Genomic DNA, 15,703 nt, shown 5'->3' with positions numbered 1-15,703 from the left:
AGTCCGCTGTCGGCGGCGGGCGGCGAGGCCGGGGCGTGGGCCGTGGTGGCGAGCGCCGTGCCGCGCGCGTCCAGCACCTCGGCGGTGCGGCCGTCGCCGTACGTCGTGAGGGCGGGGAGCGTCTCGCAGACCACCAGCAGCCATTGCCGGTCGGACCGGCTCGGGGTCTGGTTCTGGTCCTGGTTGGCGTCCTCCTGCTGCGCGGGCAGCGTGACCCGGGCGAAGTACAGCAGTTGCCGCGTGCCGCCCGAGGTCACCAGCCGGGGCGGGATCGACCCGTGGCCGGACGCCGCCCTGGGGACGTCCACCCCGGCCAGCGGCACCGGTTTGCCGCCGGCCGCCAGCAGTCTGCCGGTGCGCGGGTCGAGCAGCGCCTTGCCGAGGACCGCCTTCCTGGTGGAGGTCAGCGCTTTGAGCGCGGTCGTGGGGGTCGACGCGCTCGTCGCCGGGTACGCGTTGGCCGTACGGCGTACGGTGCTCGCCTCGACGTCGATCGCGGTGCGCACCGACTGGGCGGTGTCCGCGGCGATCTGCTGCTCGCCGTTCAGCACGGCCTGCGGCACCCGCTCGGCGTGTACGCCGTCGAGGCCGATCACGGTCAGGGCGGCGACCACCAGCAGGAGTACGACGAGTGCGGCTATCGGCGGGCGCACCCCGCCAAGCATCGGCATATCGGCGCGGCGGCGGAGGCGGTGCCGGCGCGGCGCCCGGGGTGCGGAGGGCAGGGCAGCGGGTCCTTCCTCAATTGGCGCCGAGCGCCCGAGTGTTCGATAGAGTGAACACTTTAGCCTCATGCGATCACATAACCATCACACCTTCGCCCCTGTGACGTAGGTGTGACATAGGTGCGCGTGGGGCCCCGCACACAGGGTCGCGGGGCCCGCCTTGCGCATGTCCGGTCAGCGGACGAAGGAGATCTCCGGGTACTTCTGGTTGGGGCCGTCGAGCAGGCTGCTGTGCTGGTGGCGCAGCTCCTGGTCGAAGAAGGCGGCCAGGTAGTCGCACTGGACCTTGACCGCTCTGCCGGGATCGATCGTGCCGAACTGCTGCTGGAGCTGCTCCTGGGAGAGCCCGAGCAGGCCCGCCTCCTGCGGCACCATCCACTCGTTGTCGCTGAACGACAGGTGCGCCGCGCCATGGAGCTGGACGTCGACCCGGTAACCCTTCAGATGCGACCACAGCGTGCGCCACGACCCGTCGTTGTTGCGGTTGTGGGTGCCGGAGCTGAACAGCATGAAGGGGCGGTCCAGGTCCTTGCTCGGCGCCGTCCCGAAGAACTGGCCGTCCAGGTCGGCACCGGCGGCGATGCGGTGGTCGAGCTGCATGGCGGTGTCGACCGCCCCGCCGCCCAGCGACCAGCCGAACATCCCGATCCGGGACATGTCCACGGCGCCCGACAGCCCGGTGGGGAGCGTGGGGTGGCCGGGGTCCGGGTTGCCGCCCTTGCTGATCGTGCCGAGCTGGTTGATGACGAACCGGATGTCGGCCGCGCGCACCTTGAGCGTGTCGGAGGAGTGGGCGCCCGCCGGCATCGTGTTGACCTCGAGCCGGTTGCCGGGGAACTGCACCTCGTTGGCGTCGTGGGTGTGGTCGACCATGACCACGAGGTAGCCGCGGCTGGCGAGATCCTGGGCGTGGGCGGTGCCCATCGCGCGGTCCGAGTGCAGCCCGGTCGAGTACAGCAGGACGGGCAGCTTGCCGAGCTTGGTGTTCACCGGGGCGAGGACATGGCCCGCCGTCCTCGGCAGGGTCACCTCCTGCGGCGACAGCCCGCGCGAGGCGAGGAAGTGGGCGCCGGAGATCGACGGCATCCACGGCGCCTGGTAGTGCCCGGACGTGGCGGTGGCCGGATAGAAGAGCGACACCATCAACTCGCGAGGAGTGTTGCCGAACACGTACGGATCCGTACGGGAGTTGTCGACGAGGTGCAGGCCGACCATGCCCACGCTGTACGGTCCGGTCGGCGCGGGCATGTTGAGCTGGAGACCGGACGCGTCCGTGCGGCCGGACGCGAGGGCCTCGGGGTGTACGGGCTTGTGGTGCAGCGGCGCCTCGTCGTTCTCGGGCGCCCAGGGAGCGTTCTGGCCGGGCTGGTCGGGGTGGTCGGGCTGGTCGGGCGAGAACCCGGTGGCCGCGGGCTTGGCGGACGTCTTTCCGGCGGCCATCGCCGGCGTCATCCCCGCACCCAGGGCGACGGCCAGCGCACCCGCCGTACCGACCGCTCTGGCTATCGCTCTGCGACGGTGGCGCGGGCGGCGGTGTTTCATGGAACCCCCTTGGTGGTCGGCGATCGCAGAACGGGCGATCGACTGCCGCACACCGTACCGCCGCAGCGGCGTGCGGACCCACGCTCCCCTTGATACCGCCGACTTCGCGCACCGGCGTGGGGGTCCGCCATTTCAAAGCCTTTCTGATTTACACTTTCGTCGCCGTCACACAGAGTGAGGAACGATGTGAGAAGCGTGATTGAAGCCTTGCGTGGTCCGCGGCGCCCCCTAGTGCTCGGCGCAGTGCTGACCGTCGCGCTCGTGGTGCAGTCGGCTGCGCTCATCGCCCAGCAGAAGTGGATCGACGATCTGCAGACACAGCCCGTCGGCCTCCAGGAGCGCCTCCAGGCCGCTCCGTCCGGCCCTCCCGGTCCTTCCGGTCCTCCCGGTCCCATCGGCCCGCCGGGCAAGGATGGGAAAGACGGACAGGACGGTCAGAACGGGGCTGAAGGCCGTTCCGGGAAGGACGGGACGGACGGGAAGGACGCCGTCTGCCCGCCGGCGTCGGGCTAGCCCCTCGGTCGGTTGCGGACAGCACCCCGGCGAACTGCGGCGCCCGACTTGCTTTTTCGGTGTCATACAGCGTGAGGAGTGATGTGAACAGCGTGAACGAGGCTCTGCGTGGCCCGCGGCGCCGCCTTGTGCTCGGCGCAGTGCTGACTGTCCTGCTCGTCGCGCAGTCGGCTGCGCTCGTCGGCCATCAACAGCGGCTCGACGAACTCCAGTCGCGGGGCATCGACCTCCAGGGGACCGGCATCAAGTCCGGCTTGGTCGGCCCCTCGGGCCCCTCTGGTCCGCCCGGCCCCACCGGCCCGACAGGCCGACCGGGGCGGCGCGGGCATGACGGCCGTCCTGGCAGGAGGGGCCGTCCCGGCCTGAGGGGGAGGAACGGCAATCCCGGGCGAGTCATCATTGCCAAGCCGTCGTCGAGTGCGCGGGGTGAGAAGGACGACCGGGATGACCGGGATGAGGACAACTAGGGTTCGCCGCACGGCTTCTTGGGCTCGGCGGCCCGGGCCTGCGGGCCACCGAGGTGCTCCATGGGATCCGGGCAGGGTCAGGCCGGCGGCCGGGCCGAGGCACGGTTTCGCGGTGGGCCGTCGCAGCGGCGGACCTCCACCCGGCCCGCCTCGCTGAGCGGCATCCGTTCCGCCCAGCTCAGCGCCTCCTCCTCGGAGGGGACGTCGATGACCCACAGTCCGCCGACCTCCAGCACCCCTTCGCCGGCGCGCCCCTCGTGCTCGGCGGAGGCCGGGCGGGCGAGCCGTGCGCCGTAGACGATCCGGACGCCGGCCTCCGCCATCGCGCGGCCGTACGCGCGGTTGGCGGTGAAGCGCTCCTCGCGCTCCTGCGGGGTCATCCGGTCCCAGTCCGTCTCCTGCCCGAAGACCAGCAGCGCGAATTCCATGTCAGTCCCCTCTTCTGGCGGTGCACCGGGTTCCCGGCGGTCTTACCGGTCGGCTCCTCCGTACCGGCTACATCTGACGGCTCGCCAGGCGGGCGAAGAGCCCGTCGCGGTCGGCGAGCAGTTCCTCGTACCGGCCCTGCTGGACGACCCGGCCCTGGTCCATGACGATGATCCGGTCGGCTTCGGCGACCGTGGAGAGCCGGTGCGCGATCACCACCCGGGTGGCGTTCAGGCGCCGGGTGCTCTCGGTGACCAGGCGCTGTGTCGGGTTGTCCAGCGCGCTGGTGGCCTCGTCGAAGAAGACGATGCGGGGCCGGGAGACCAGCGCGCGGGCGATCATCAGGCGCTGGCGCTGGCCGCCGCTGAGGGTGCTGGTGCCCTCCGAGAGCACGGTGTTCATGCCCATCGGCATGGCCGCGATGTCCTTGTCGATCCCGGCCATCTCGGCCGCCGCCCAGGCGTCGTCCAGGGTGTGGTTGGTGCTGCCGACGATGTTGGCCTTGATGTCCCCGGCCAGCAGCGCCCCGTGCTGCAGCACCACGCCGCACTGCCGGCGTACCGCCGAGACCTCCAGCTCGCCCAGGTCCTGTCCGTCGTAGAGCACCGTCCCGCTCTCCGGCCGCTCGAAGCCGAGCAGCAGCCGCAGCACCGTCGACTTGCCGCTGCCGGAGGGTCCCACGATCGCCACGAACTCCCCGGGCTCGATGGTCAGCGTGACGTCCTGCAGGGCGGCCGGGCCGTCCTGGCCGTAGCGGAAGGTGACATGGCTCAGGCCCAGCCGGCCGGACAGGTCGCCCGGGTCCGCCTTGGTGTCGTCCACCTCCGGCCGGCCCTCGAGGATCGGCCGCAGCCGCTCCAGCATCGGCACCACGCCCAGGGCGGTGACCGCCGCCGAGGTGAACTGCAGGCTCGACGCGATGAGCAGATTGAACGCGGTGAAGAAGGAGAGGAAGACCGGGATCGGGACGTCGCCGCCCAGCGGGCCGGCGATCACTCCGAAGATGACCACCGAACACACCAGGGGAAAGCCGGAGTTGAAGGTCGTGACGGCGTTCTGGATCCGGCGTGCGGAGGCGGCCAGGCCCCGCCCCTTGCCGAACTCCGCCGCCCACACCCCGAACACCCGGTCCTCGGCCGCGGTCACCCGCAGTTTCGGTACGGCGGTGAGCAGTTGGAAGACGCGCGCGGACATCGCCTGCTCGTGTGTGTAGAGCCGCCGCTGCCAGCGGACCTCCAGCCGGCCGGCGAGCAGCCCGAAGCCGACGCCGAACAGCACCAGCGCGGTCGCCAGGCCCGCCAGCCGCAGATCGTAGAAGTAGACCAGCACCAGGTTGGCCAGGCCGGTGAGCAACCCGAGGGTCGCCGTGGTCGTCATCCCCGACAGCGTCTCCTGCGCCGCGCTGACACCCAGCACGGTCGTCCCCAGCTCGCCGGTGGAGTAGCCGGAGAAGAACGACGCGGGCAGCGAGAGCAGCCGGGTCCACACTCCCACCTGCATGGCGGCGGTCGAGCGGCTCTCGATGCGCAGCACGGCGATGTTCTGCACCACCGAGAGGGCGGCGACGGCCATCGCGGAGCCGATCACCACCACCGCACCCTCGGTGATCAGGCTGCGCTGGGCGTGGGCCACGAAGGTGCCGAGCACCGCACCCGTCATCACCGGGACCAGCAGCCCGATCACCGAGATCATCGTGGCCATCCCCGCGAACATCCACAGATCGCGCCGGTTGTTGCGCATCCCCCAGCGCAGCAGCCCGCCGACCGTGCGGACGGTGAGCGGCAGCGGCCGGTAGAGCACCGTCGCCCTGTTCTGCAGCTCGCCGGCGAGCTCGGGGGTGAGCGGGGTGACCGTGCCGTTCTCGGCCAGGACGTAGCGGCCGCTCACCGGGAGCAGCGCGACCGCGTCGCCGCCGACCTTGCGGTAGCCGACCATGGGGCCCAGGTCCCCGCGCCACCAGCGGCCGTCGAGCCGGACGGTACGGGTGCGGACGCCCGAGGCGAGGGCGATGGCCTGGAGCTCGTCCAGGTTCCGGTCGTGGCCGCCCGCCGCCACCGGCGCCCTGACGGTGAAGCCCTGGTGACCGGCGACCAGGCGGGCCGCCGCGAGGGTCGGCGGGTCGCCGGCGGCGTCACCGATGCGGACCCGCGAGGACGTGTCGTGCAGGACGGACTCGAAGCCGCGTGCGGAGTGCGCCAGGGTGCCGGCGTCGCGCTCCCGGCGGGCGGCGAGCAGTTCGGTCTCGGCTGCGCGCCGGGTCTCGACCCGGCGGTCCACGGTGTAGAGCAGCCGGCCGCAGTGCGTCTGAAGCCGCTCGAACAGCTCGCCCCCGTCGAGCAGTTCGGGCAGCGAACGGGCGCGGACGGTGGCGGCGCTGCTCGCGACGAGCCAGTCCCGCTCGGTGAGGCAGACGTCCGCTCCCGCGGTGAGCTCGCCGTCCGCCCCCTCGGGCAGCTCGACGGTGCCGTCCTCGATCCGCACCCACCGCACCCCGTCCACCGAGCGGAGCGCCTGTCCCTTCCGGAGCGCGGTGGGCCCGGTGGTGGCCAGCGGGGTGAACTCACGCGGCGGCAGGGTGTCGCGCAGGGCGCCGGCGAGTGCCGTGATGCCCTTGGCGAGACCGCCCAGGAACTGGTCCACGGCCTGCTGCTGTGCGGACGGGGGCAGGGCCCGGGCGGCGGCACCGGCCGCGGTACCGCACGGGTGTCCCAGTGCCGCGAGTCCCTCGGTCCAGGCGGTGGCCAGGAAGGAGACCTCGGCGCCGAGCACCGGCCGGGCCACGATGCCGTGCAGCGGGCCGGCGGGTGCGCCGGGGAGCAGGGTGCCGGCCTCGATCCGGCACAGGAAGTGCCAACGGCCGCTGGGTTCCCGGTCGCCCAGCCGGACCGCGAACAGGTCGACGGCTCCGGTCAGCACGAGCAGCATCCGGCCCGGGTCGTCCAGGACCAGGTAGCGATCCGCCTGCTGGTCCACCGGTTCGGCCGCCTCGGTGAAGAACGCGGCGAAGGCGCTGCCGGCGGCGGGGGCGCCGCCGGTGACCAGGGTGTTGCCGGTGACGGCGGTACTCACAGCTCGTCCTCCTCCTCGCGTCGCGAGGACTCGATGAGGGCGGTGTAGTGGCCGCCCAGCGCCAGCAGCTCCTCGTGGGTGCCTCGTTCGACGATCCGGCCCTGCTGCAGCACGACGATCTCGTCGGCGTCGCGGACCGTGGAGAGCCGGTGGGCGATGATCAGGCAGGCGCAGCCCCGTCGGCGCAGGTTGTCCATGATGGTGCGCTCGGTCTCCGGGTCGAGCGCGCTGGTCGCCTCGTCCAGCACCAGCAGGGTGGGCTCCGTGGCGAGTGCTCTGGCCAGCTCCAGGCGCTGGCGCTGTCCGCCGCTGAAGTTGCGGCCGCCCTCCAGGACCGGGCTGTGGACACCGCCGGGCCGGGTCATCACGGTGTCGAAGACGGCCGCGTCGCGCAGCGCCGCGGTGACCGCCTCGTCGGACACGTCGTCGTTCCACAGCGTCAGGTTGTCGCGGACGGTGCCCTCGAAGAGCGAGATGTCCTGGTCGACATAGGCGAGCGAGGCGGCCAGCACGGTGCGCGAGATCTCCTCGCGGGGTCTGCCGTCGAGCAGGATCTGTCCCTCGCCGGGGGCGTAGAGCCCGGTCAGCAGCCGGCCCAGGGTGGACTTTCCGCTGCCCGAGCCGCCGACCACGGCGACCCGGCGGCCCGGCACCACCGTCAGGCTCAGGTCCTTGATCACCGGTTCCGACAGCGGGCTGTAGCTGAAGCTGACGTGCTCGAACTCCAGCGTGCCGTCGAGTTTGGCGGTGGCCGGGGGGTCGGCGGTGGCGAAGCAGGCGGCCACCGGGTAGCGCTCGACGTCGTACAGCCGCTTGATGTCGGCCGTGACGTCCTGCAACCGGCCGCCCAGGTTGGTCAGTTGGGCGACGGGGCGGCTGAGCGCGGACAGCAGCGTCTGGAACGAGACCAGCAGGCCCACGCTCATCGCTCCGTCCACCACCCGCTGCCCGCCCACCAGCAGGATGAGACCGCTGTTGAGGGCGGCCAGCATCGGGGGCACCACGGTGAGCACCGCGCTGGGGATGCCGAGCTTCTGCTTGGCGGAGACCACCTTGGCCAGGAAGCCGGCCCAGCGGCTGAAGGCCTCGGGTTCGGCGCCGGTCGCCTTGACCGTCTCGATCAGCGACAGGGTGGTGAAGGTGGTCGCCGTCAGATTGCCGCGGTCCGTGCGCAGGGCGGCCACCGCGTCCGTCCGGGCGCGTGACACGGCGTGCAGCACGACGACGTTGAGCAGCGCCATGCCCACCCCGATCACCCCGAGCAGGACGTCGTAGCGGATCAGGACCGCCGCGTAGAAGAGCACCAGACCCAGGTTGATCACGGTCAGTGCGAGGTCCCGGGAGAGGATCTCGGCGACCGTGTCGTTGCCGGCCACCCGCTTGGCCACTTCGGCGGGGCGCCGCTGCAGGAAGAAGTCCACGGGCAGCCGCAGCAGATGGCGGAAGAACCGGGCCGAGCTCACCAGCCCCATCCGGATCTCCAGCCGCAGCAGGTAGTGCCGCTGCACCGAGGTGAGGATGAAGACCGCGACCGAGGTCAGGGTCATGGCGGCCAGCAGCGGGAAGAGATAGCCGCTCCCGCTGCCGGCCAGTACCCGGTCGATGAAGACCCGGGTGTACGCGGGGATCGCGATGCCCGGGATCACCAGCAGCACACTGGCCAGCAGAACCAGCGGCATCGCCCGGCCGGTCGGCAGCCGGCGCTCCAGCAGGGCGCGCCCGACCCCGCTCCTGCTGCCTCCGGGCCGGAAGTCCGGGCCCTTGTCGAAGGACAGCACGATCCCGGTGAAGCCGGAGTCGAACTCGTCCCACTCCATCAGCCGCGGCCCGCTCGCCGGGTCGTTGACCGCGACGACGGTGCGGCCGTACCGGGTGCGGATCCCCTCGACCACCATGAAGTGCTGGAAGGCCCAGAAGATGATCACCGGGCCGGTCAGGTCGCGCAGCCGGTCGGCCTCCGTCTGGTAGCCGCGGGCCGTCAGGCCGAAGCTGCGGGCGGCGGAGAGCAGCGTGGACGCGCGGGCGCCGTCCCGGGACACCCCGCACACGCCGCGCAGGTCCTCCAGCGGTACGTGGCGGCCGTGGTAGGCGAGGATCATGGCCAGGCTGGCCGCGCCGCACTCCACCGATTCCATCTGCAGGACGGTGGGAACGGCGTGCCGCCAGCGGCGGGGCCGCGGTCCCCGGCGGCTTCCGGTACGGCGCCCGCCGTGTCCGGGGGTGCCGCCGGAGCCCGCACCCGGCGCGTCCCGCCGGGTCTCAGGCATCGTGGATGTCATCGCAGCGCCCCCCTCAGCGGCCGAGAATCAGGTCGAACGGCGTCTGCCGGCCCACGTTGATCGTCGCGGTGACCGATACCTGGGTGCTCAGCGGCATCGGCGGACCGCTCTGCGAGGTCCAGGCGAAGCCGGTCCGGGTCGACGCGTCGGGAATCAGGTCCACCACCACCAGCCGCGGCGGTGCCCCGTGCAGATAGGGCTGGGCCGCCAGTTCCCCGCCGACCAGGCCCGACACGGCCTCCCTGGTGAGCACGTACGGGCTGATCGAGCTGATCCTTCCGCGCAGCAGGCCGAAGGCGCCGGCCGGCGCGGTGGACACCGAGAGGTCCACGAGGTCGCCACGGCGCAGTCCGGCCGCGCGGGTGGCGGGGACGAAGACCATCGCGACCATCCGGTCCCGCGCGTCGTCGGTGCGCTCGACGGAGGCGACGGGCGAGCCCGGCGCGACCACCTGTCCGTCGGTGACCGACAGCCCGACCACCTGCCCGCCGAAGGGGCTGGTGATCTCCCGCAGACGGCCCTGGGTGTCCTGCACCTTGATCACCGTCTGCCCCGGCCGGACACGGTCGGCGGGCCGTGTCAGGACGGAGTGCACCATCCCGGCGTACTGGCTCTGGATCACCGCGGTGCCGCTGGGACGGGTGAGCAGGCCGGGCGCGTCCACGGTGATCGGGATCCGGCCGGCGAAGGTCCACAGCAGTGCCGCGCTCATGGTGATCAGGACGACGAACAGCGCGATCCAGCCGCGAGGCGCGGCCAGCAAGGTCGGGGAGTCGAGCTCGTCCGGCTCCCGCATCCGCTGCAGAGCCTTGAAACGGAACTTCATCGCCGATCCCCTCCTCGGGATGTCATCTCTTGGGCTCTCTTCGTGGCACGCCGATGTCCTGACGCAGCGTCACGGGCCTGCTGCCGACGATCAGTTCACCGACCGTGCCCTCGGTGAAGAAGTCCAGACCGCTGGCCGCGGCGAAGTCGGCCGCGTCGCCTCCGCCGAGGCCGCAGACCGCGAGGTCCATCGCGGTGCCGACCAGATAGAAGGTCTGGTAGAGCACGCCGACGTGCTTGAGGATCAGCGGATAGGCGACCGTCTCGTACTTCCACATCACCCGGCCGAAACGGGCGGTGACCAGCAGCACCACCTGGGGATCGGCCGTCATCAGGGCGGACTCGCGGGCACCGGAGACCAGCGCCGCGGTGGCCGGGCCCGGCTCGGCGACCAGCTCCAGCTCATGCCGGTCGGTCGCGTAGTGCCACAGCCCCGGCTTCAGGCCCGCGCACTGGGTCACCAGCGGATAGACCTCGAGCTCGTGCACCGCGCCGCCGCTCGGGTACGGGCGGTCGGCGTGCTCCTGGCGGTCGCCGCCGGTGAAGGTCTGCCGGCGGCGCATGGTGCGGTAGAGCAGCTCACCGAGCCGGTCCACGGTCAGCGGCGACTGCTCGTCGTGGTCGCGGACCGAACGGCGCTGCTCCAGCACCTCGGTGAGCGGCCTGTCCGTACGGGCGAGCGCGGCGAGATCCGGAACGGCCAGCGCGACCTTCTCGCCGGGAAAGGGCGGGGGAGAGGCGGGCTCGGGCGCGAAACGGTCGCCGAAGCGGTATGTGCCGCCGTACCCGGCCACCGTCGAGGGCCGCCTGGTGCGGGAGTGGAACATCAGGTCCAGAGCCGACCACTGGACGAACCGCCGCTCGGTCGCCTCCGGTTCCTGCCCGGCCGAGCCGTACGCCAGCAGCCCGGCCACGTCGAACAGCCGGAGGACCTGGCGTACGGCGTCGAGGGTGAGCCCGCCCGGCAGCTGCGCGAGCGCGGCGGGGCTGGTCCATCCGGCGAGCCCGGGAAGCAGCCCCGCCGCCCCGGTGCCCAGCTCCACGGCCAGCGCACTGCCCGGCGCCCGGACCACCAGCGCGCCGTCCTCGGCCCCGGCGGTGGCGAAGCGGGAGAGCTTCACCTGCCGGGTGGGGTCGGGTACGGGCCCCGGCAGGGCGGCGCCCCGGCCGATCGGCCGCAGGCGGGCCAGCGGCTCGTCGGCGGCCCCCGACACCAGGTGGACGGAGGTCTCGAGCATTCCGGCCATGCCGAGCCGGCGGAAGGTCAGCTGCCAGCGCAGCAGCCCCGTCTCGCCGTCCCGGGCGGCCACCAGGGCGCCTAGATCCTCCTCGGTGTGCTCTGCGAAGGCCAGCGCGGCCACCGCCTCACGGGCTCCGGCGGACAGGTCCGGCAGGTTCAGCGAGCCGACGGGGGCGGTGAGCCGGACCGTGCGGGCGGCGGCCGGCGCCGGCTCGCAGACGGCGTCGCGGCGCAGCCGGACGCGGCGGACCACCCGGGCGGTGCCGGTCCCGGTCGCCGTGGGGGCGGCGAGGCCGGCGGTCGTCGATGCGGGGGGCGTCGATGCGGGGGCCGTCTGCGCACCGGTCTGGGCACCGGCTTCCGCACCGGTCCGGGCAGCGGTCATCTGTGCCGCGGTCTGCGCGGCGGACGTCTCTGCGGTCATCTCTGGGTTTCCCGGCCCGTTCTAGAAGAAGACGTTCTTCGGGTTGAGCTGCTCCTCGGTGTGCGCGGTGGCCAGCCAGCCCTGCTCGACCGGCACGTCGTAGAGCCGCCCGGGAGCCAGCCGGCGCCAGAAGTGGCGCATGCCGGGGGCGATCACCTTGACCACGCTGAGGTCCAGGTCGGGCCGGCTCTGGTCGAGCACGATGATCTCGATGCCGCGGGCCCGCGCGCGCTCCACGCAGTCCCGCACATGGTCGGCCAGGTCGTCGCCGGCGGGCGGAGCGAAGTCGGTGACGACGGTGGGCGCCAGGTCCTGGGCCGGGAGCAGCCAGGGCTCCTGGGCGACGGTGGCCGTCCGGCACCATTCCAGGGTCTCCGGGTCGTCCGTCCGGTACAGGGTGGCGCCGCTGTCGTCGCGGCGGTCCACGAACGGAAGGAACTGGTTGACCTCGGTGAGCGCGCGGATCGCGGCGATCCGCGCATCCGGGTGCGCCCCGAAGCCGACCATGATGTCCTCGACGTCGTGCCTGCGCCGGGAGACGGCCGCGAAGGTGGGCACGCCCAGGTCGGAGGTGATGTCCAGGACCCACAGCTCACGGTCGACCGAGGCGTAGAAGTCGCGCATGGTCCGCACGTAGGGGTCGTTCAGCGAGTCCAGGTCGAACGCGGGCCGCGGCAGCCGGTTGTACCACCACAACGCCACCGCGTCCCGCTCCACGACCTCGCAGAACCCCTGCAGAATCGCTTCCTCCAGGGTGTTGCCGCTGGCGCAGCCGTTGGAGTCGCCGACGCAGTAGAAGTGCCGTGCCAGGTCGGGGTGGCCGTACCAGGCGTAGCCGGAGGGGATCAGCCGCTCGGCGTCGTGAGTGAGCGACCAGGCGCGCGACCAGTCGAGTGCGGCCTCGGCCGGGAAGGGGTCCGGCACCAGGTGCAGCCGGTGCGCGGGCTGCGCGTTCCATTCGGCGCGGCCCTCGAACTGGGCCTGGGAGAACAGCAGCAGACGGTCCATGTGGACGGCGGTGTCCGGGTCGAGATCCCGGTAGGCGGCGCGCACCACGGGCTCCTCGCCGCGCCAGACCGCCGAGTAGCGCTCGATCGCCTCGCAGACGGCGCTGACCTTGGCCTGGATCTCCGAACGGCCCTTGCCGCCGCTCTGGCCGCGCATGTTGCGGCGCAGCAGGTCCATGTTGTCGTTGACCATCGCGAAGTTGTGGCCGGCCGTGAAGCTGTAGGTGATGCCGTTGCCGGTGTCGTCATGCGCGCCGAGGCGGGTGATGGCACCCAGGTGCGGGCTGATGTGGTGCTTCAGCCGGTCGTAGGTGAACTGCGGTGCCTGGACGCGGTATCCGCCGTCGGTCGTGTGCCCGGCCGGGCTCGGCGACAGCACCACCTTGGGGCTGCGCTCGGCGATCAGGCCGGGGTCGCCGCAGCTCGGGCACTGCGGCTGGCGGACCAGGGTGTGCTCGGCGGTCTGCAGGGTGGCCAGGTCCCACGTGACCATCAGCCCTTCCAGCGCGGCGGAGGAGCCGCTCGCCAGGAACTTCGCCGTCGCCGCCGCCAGCAGCTGCCCGAGCATGGCCGGGCCGGCCGGGATGGCCGCGCGCGTCGGGTGGGACGGGGTGGTCTGGCCGCGCTTGCCGGCCAGGTAGCGCTCGACCTGCCGGTTGCCGCTGATCCGCTGCGCCATGCACGTCCAGCAGCCGGTGACGCCCGGGCGCAGCAGCGGGCCGAGCCAGGGGCTGGTGCCGGTCGGCTTGGCGAGCAGCCAGGGGCGTTCGTCGGCCAGCCGGGCGGTGTTGAGCCGTTCCAGCGCCGGGTCGAGGTAGTCGTCGGCCAGCGCGACGACCAGGGTGTCCGCACCGGCGGCCAACGCCCCGGCCTCGTCCACCGCGCGGGCCCGCAGACCGGTCGCGTGCAGCGCCTCGACCACCGGAGTGGCCGAGGTCCCCCCGAGGGCCAGGACCAGAAGCTCGGTGCGGGCCAGGGCGGTCTGTACGGCGGCCGGGTCGACGCCCTGGGCGTCCCAGTAGGCCAGCACGTCCTCGGGCAGGTCGGGGCGGCCCTCGGCGAGGTGCCCGGCGGCCTCGTAACGCCGCAGCGCGGTCAGCACCTGGCCGAGCGGCACACTGCCCCCGAGCTCCTGCAGGATCTCGGCGACGGTGCGCCGGCCGTCCAGGTACGGCAGGAGACGCACGGCGGCGGCTCCCGGGACCAGATAGTCCTGACCCTCGCCGAGCAGGAAGACCTTTCCGTCCACCACTTCGCTCAGGAAATGGGCCTTGAGCCGCGGCCGTTCCATGCGTCATCCCCCCGTGTTCACGAGTTCTGCTGTCTCCGCCGGTTGAGCGGTGAAATACCCTCCGGGCATTCGAACACGTGTCAAAACCCCTGTACATACTGCAAATTCGGCGCCCGGCAATCCCTACGTATCGGCGCTCATTACGTATTCGACGCCCCCAGTACGTAGGCGAATACGTATCCTGCCGCGCGTTGACAGCGTGGTCGGGTGCGCGATACTGGTGTGCCGACGGGACAATGGGGGGACACGTTGTCGGCAGGCAGTTTGTTGCATCGCGAGCGGGAACTGGGGGAACTGGGCCGGGCACTCGACGAGGCGGGGGCCGGACGGCCCGCCGTGGTGCTGATCCAGGGGCCGCGGGGAATCGGGAAGACCGCGCTGCTGCGCGCCGCGCTGGGCCGGACACCCGCCAACGCCGTGGTGCTGCGGGCGCGGTGCCACGACAACGAACGTGACTTTCCTTACGGCGTCGTCCGCCAGCTTTTCGACCCCTTCATGAACGGGCCCGGCCGACCGGACCGGTCGGAACGGGCGCAGCCGTCGGAATTCCCCGCGGAATCCCCCGGCGGATACCTCGCGGAGGCTCTCCCGGTCGTCGAACCGAACGCCTCCGGCACGGAATCCGGAAACGGCCGGCACCATGTGCTGAACAACCTCTTCCACGCCGCCCGTTCCCTCACCACCCGCACCCCGGTGGTGATGGCGATCGACGATCTGCACCTGGCGGACGACGCGTCCCGGCAGTGGTTCTCCTACCTCGCCCGCCGGCTCGACGGCCTTCCCGTGGCGCTCCTCGCCACCACCGCCGCCGAGGCCGCCGACCCGCTCACCGCCGACCTCGGCGTGCTCGGCCACACCCGCACCGTCACCCCGGGACCGCTCTGCGACAGCTGCGTGGCCGAGCGGGTGAGCTCGGCGTTCGGTGCGCCGGTCGACCCGGAGCTGGCCTCCGTCTGCCACGACCTCTCGCGGGGGAACCCCCTGGTCCTCCAGGAGCTGACGGCCCGGCTGCTGGACGCCCGTACGTCACCCGGCGCGCCCGACATGGACGCGGTGCTGCGGATCGGCGCCGCGACCCTCGCCGACACCACGCTCAGCTGGCTGCGCAGCAGCCGTCCACGGGCGATGGAGCTGCTCACCTCCCTCGCCGTGCTCGGCCCCGGCGCGGACCTGGCCACCGCCGCGCTCCTGGCCGGCCAGGGAGACCTGCTGGCCGACGAGGCCCGCGAGGCGCTGCGGCGCACCGACCTGATCGACCCCGGCCCGCCGGAGACCTTCCGCCATGAGCTGGTCCGCACGGCCGTGCTGGCCCGCACCGATCCGCGCGTCCTGGTCGCGCTGCACGAGCGGGCCGCGGCCCTGCTGGTCCGGCTCGGCGCACCCGCGGGCCGGGTCGCCGAGCATCTGATGTCGTCCGGCACCACCGGCCTGGACTGGGCGCTGCCGGTCCTGCGGGCGGCCGCCAGGGAAGCGGCCGCCGACGGACGGCTGGACGACGCGGCCTGCTATCTGCAGCGCGCGCTCGCCGAGGCGACGGATCCCGCGCTGATCCAGTCGCTCACCGTGCAGCTGGGCACCGTCGAGCTGCACCGCGACCCGGCCGTCTGCGCCCGGTACGCCGCCGGTCTCGCGGCGGCCGCCGACCCGGTCGAACGGGCCCGGCTGCTGCTGCCCTTCGCCCATCCGTTGCTGGCGCTCACCGCCGCCGGAGCCGCGGTGCCGTTCGCGGAGGCGGCGGGCGCACTGGCCGCCACCGAGGACCCGGCGGGCGAGCTGCTGCTGCCGCTCGCGGCACAGGCGGTCCTCACCGGACGGCGCACCGCCGATGCTCGGCGAACGTCTCGGCCAGCTGCTGCATGACGTCGGCGACCAGGGAGTCGGATGTGTGTACGGCG

General features: G+C 72.5%; 9 protein-coding genes and 1 pseudogene. 2 read left to right on the top strand and 8 right to left on the bottom strand.

Annotated features, from left to right (window positions below; genetic code table 11):
* Together ABT288_RS45855 and ABT288_RS45850 are read right to left on the bottom strand one after the other, a co-directional pair.
* Positions 1-653: pseudogene (locus ABT288_RS45855) on the bottom strand (HAMP domain-containing protein); the annotation flags it as partial.
* 246 nt (positions 654-899) lie between these two features.
* Complete coding sequence (locus ABT288_RS45850) at positions 900-2,267, bottom strand: alpha/beta hydrolase family protein (RefSeq protein ID WP_351621793.1); 1,368 nt, start codon at positions 2,265-2,267, stop codon at positions 900-902.
* Positions 2,268-2,863: 596 nt separating this feature from the next.
* On the opposite strand from ABT288_RS45850, the gene ABT288_RS45845 reads away from it, so the two are divergent.
* Positions 2,864-3,247, top strand: coding sequence for a hypothetical protein (locus ABT288_RS45845; protein WP_351621790.1), 384 nt, complete (start codon positions 2,864-2,866; stop codon positions 3,245-3,247).
* Between the two features lie 77 nt (positions 3,248-3,324).
* Here the strand turns inward: ABT288_RS45845 and ABT288_RS45840 are convergent, their stop codons facing one another.
* The 6 genes from ABT288_RS45840 to ABT288_RS45815 all read right to left on the bottom strand — a co-directional run bounded on the left by ABT288_RS45840 (position 3,325) and on the right by ABT288_RS45815 (position 13,808).
* On the bottom strand, positions 3,325-3,675 hold the full coding sequence (locus ABT288_RS45840) for a YciI family protein (protein ID WP_351621787.1): 351 nt from the start codon (positions 3,673-3,675) through the stop codon (positions 3,325-3,327).
* A gap of 67 nt (positions 3,676-3,742) precedes the next feature.
* Positions 3,743-6,742, bottom strand: coding sequence for an NHLP bacteriocin export ABC transporter permease/ATPase subunit (locus tag ABT288_RS45835; RefSeq protein ID WP_351621785.1), 3,000 nt, complete (start codon positions 6,740-6,742; stop codon positions 3,743-3,745).
* The gene (locus ABT288_RS45830; RefSeq protein WP_351621783.1) at positions 6,739-9,009 is read right to left on the bottom strand and encodes an NHLP family bacteriocin export ABC transporter peptidase/permease/ATPase subunit; all 2,271 of its coding nucleotides are present in this window, start codon (positions 9,007-9,009) and stop codon (positions 6,739-6,741) included. The genes ABT288_RS45835 and ABT288_RS45830 overlap by 4 nt, the downstream gene beginning before the upstream one ends.
* 25 nt (positions 9,010-9,034) lie before the next feature.
* Positions 9,035-9,847: an HlyD family efflux transporter periplasmic adaptor subunit gene (locus ABT288_RS45825; RefSeq protein ID WP_351621780.1), complete on the bottom strand. Its 813-nt coding sequence runs from the start codon at positions 9,845-9,847 to the stop codon at positions 9,035-9,037.
* Between the two features lie 22 nt (positions 9,848-9,869).
* Positions 9,870-11,510 (bottom strand): SagB family peptide dehydrogenase, encoded by a 1,641-nt coding sequence (locus ABT288_RS45820; protein WP_351621777.1) that lies wholly within the window; start codon positions 11,508-11,510, stop codon positions 9,870-9,872.
* A gap of 21 nt (positions 11,511-11,531) precedes the next feature.
* Positions 11,532-13,808 (bottom strand): TOMM precursor leader peptide-binding protein, encoded by a 2,277-nt coding sequence (locus ABT288_RS45815; protein ID WP_351621774.1) that lies wholly within the window; start codon positions 13,806-13,808, stop codon positions 11,532-11,534.
* 249 nt (positions 13,809-14,057) lie between these two features.
* On the opposite strand from ABT288_RS45815, the gene ABT288_RS45810 reads away from it, so the two are divergent.
* Entirely contained in the window at positions 14,058-15,668 is a 1,611-nt protein-coding gene (locus ABT288_RS45810) for an AAA family ATPase (protein WP_351621771.1), read from the top strand.
* The last annotated feature ends 35 nt before the right edge of the window (positions 15,669-15,703 follow it).

This window comes from Streptomyces sp. NPDC001093, assembly GCF_040298985.1.
In the GTDB taxonomy this organism is placed as follows: domain Bacteria; phylum Actinomycetota; class Actinomycetes; order Streptomycetales; family Streptomycetaceae; genus Streptomyces.
Note: the sequence above shows the minus strand (reverse complement) of the source record. Positions and strands in the feature narration are given on the sequence as shown.

Excerpts from the sequence above, each read along its gene's own strand:
- ABT288_RS45850 (WP_351621793.1), bottom strand. The coding sequence starts at position 2,267 with ATGAAACACCGCCGCCCGCGCCACCGTCGCAGAGCGATAGCCAGAGCG.
- ABT288_RS45840 (WP_351621787.1), bottom strand. The coding sequence starts at position 3,675 with ATGGAATTCGCGCTGCTGGTCTTCGGGCAGGAGACGGACTGGGACCGG.
- ABT288_RS45830 (WP_351621783.1), bottom strand. The coding sequence starts at position 9,009 with ATGCCTGAGACCCGGCGGGACGCGCCGGGTGCGGGCTCCGGCGGCACC.
- ABT288_RS45825 (WP_351621780.1), bottom strand. The coding sequence starts at position 9,847 with ATGAAGTTCCGTTTCAAGGCTCTGCAGCGGATGCGGGAGCCGGACGAG.
- ABT288_RS45820 (WP_351621777.1), bottom strand. The coding sequence starts at position 11,510 with ATGACCGCAGAGACGTCCGCCGCGCAGACCGCGGCACAGATGACCGCT.
- ABT288_RS45815 (WP_351621774.1), bottom strand. The coding sequence starts at position 13,808 with ATGGAACGGCCGCGGCTCAAGGCCCATTTCCTGAGCGAAGTGGTGGAC.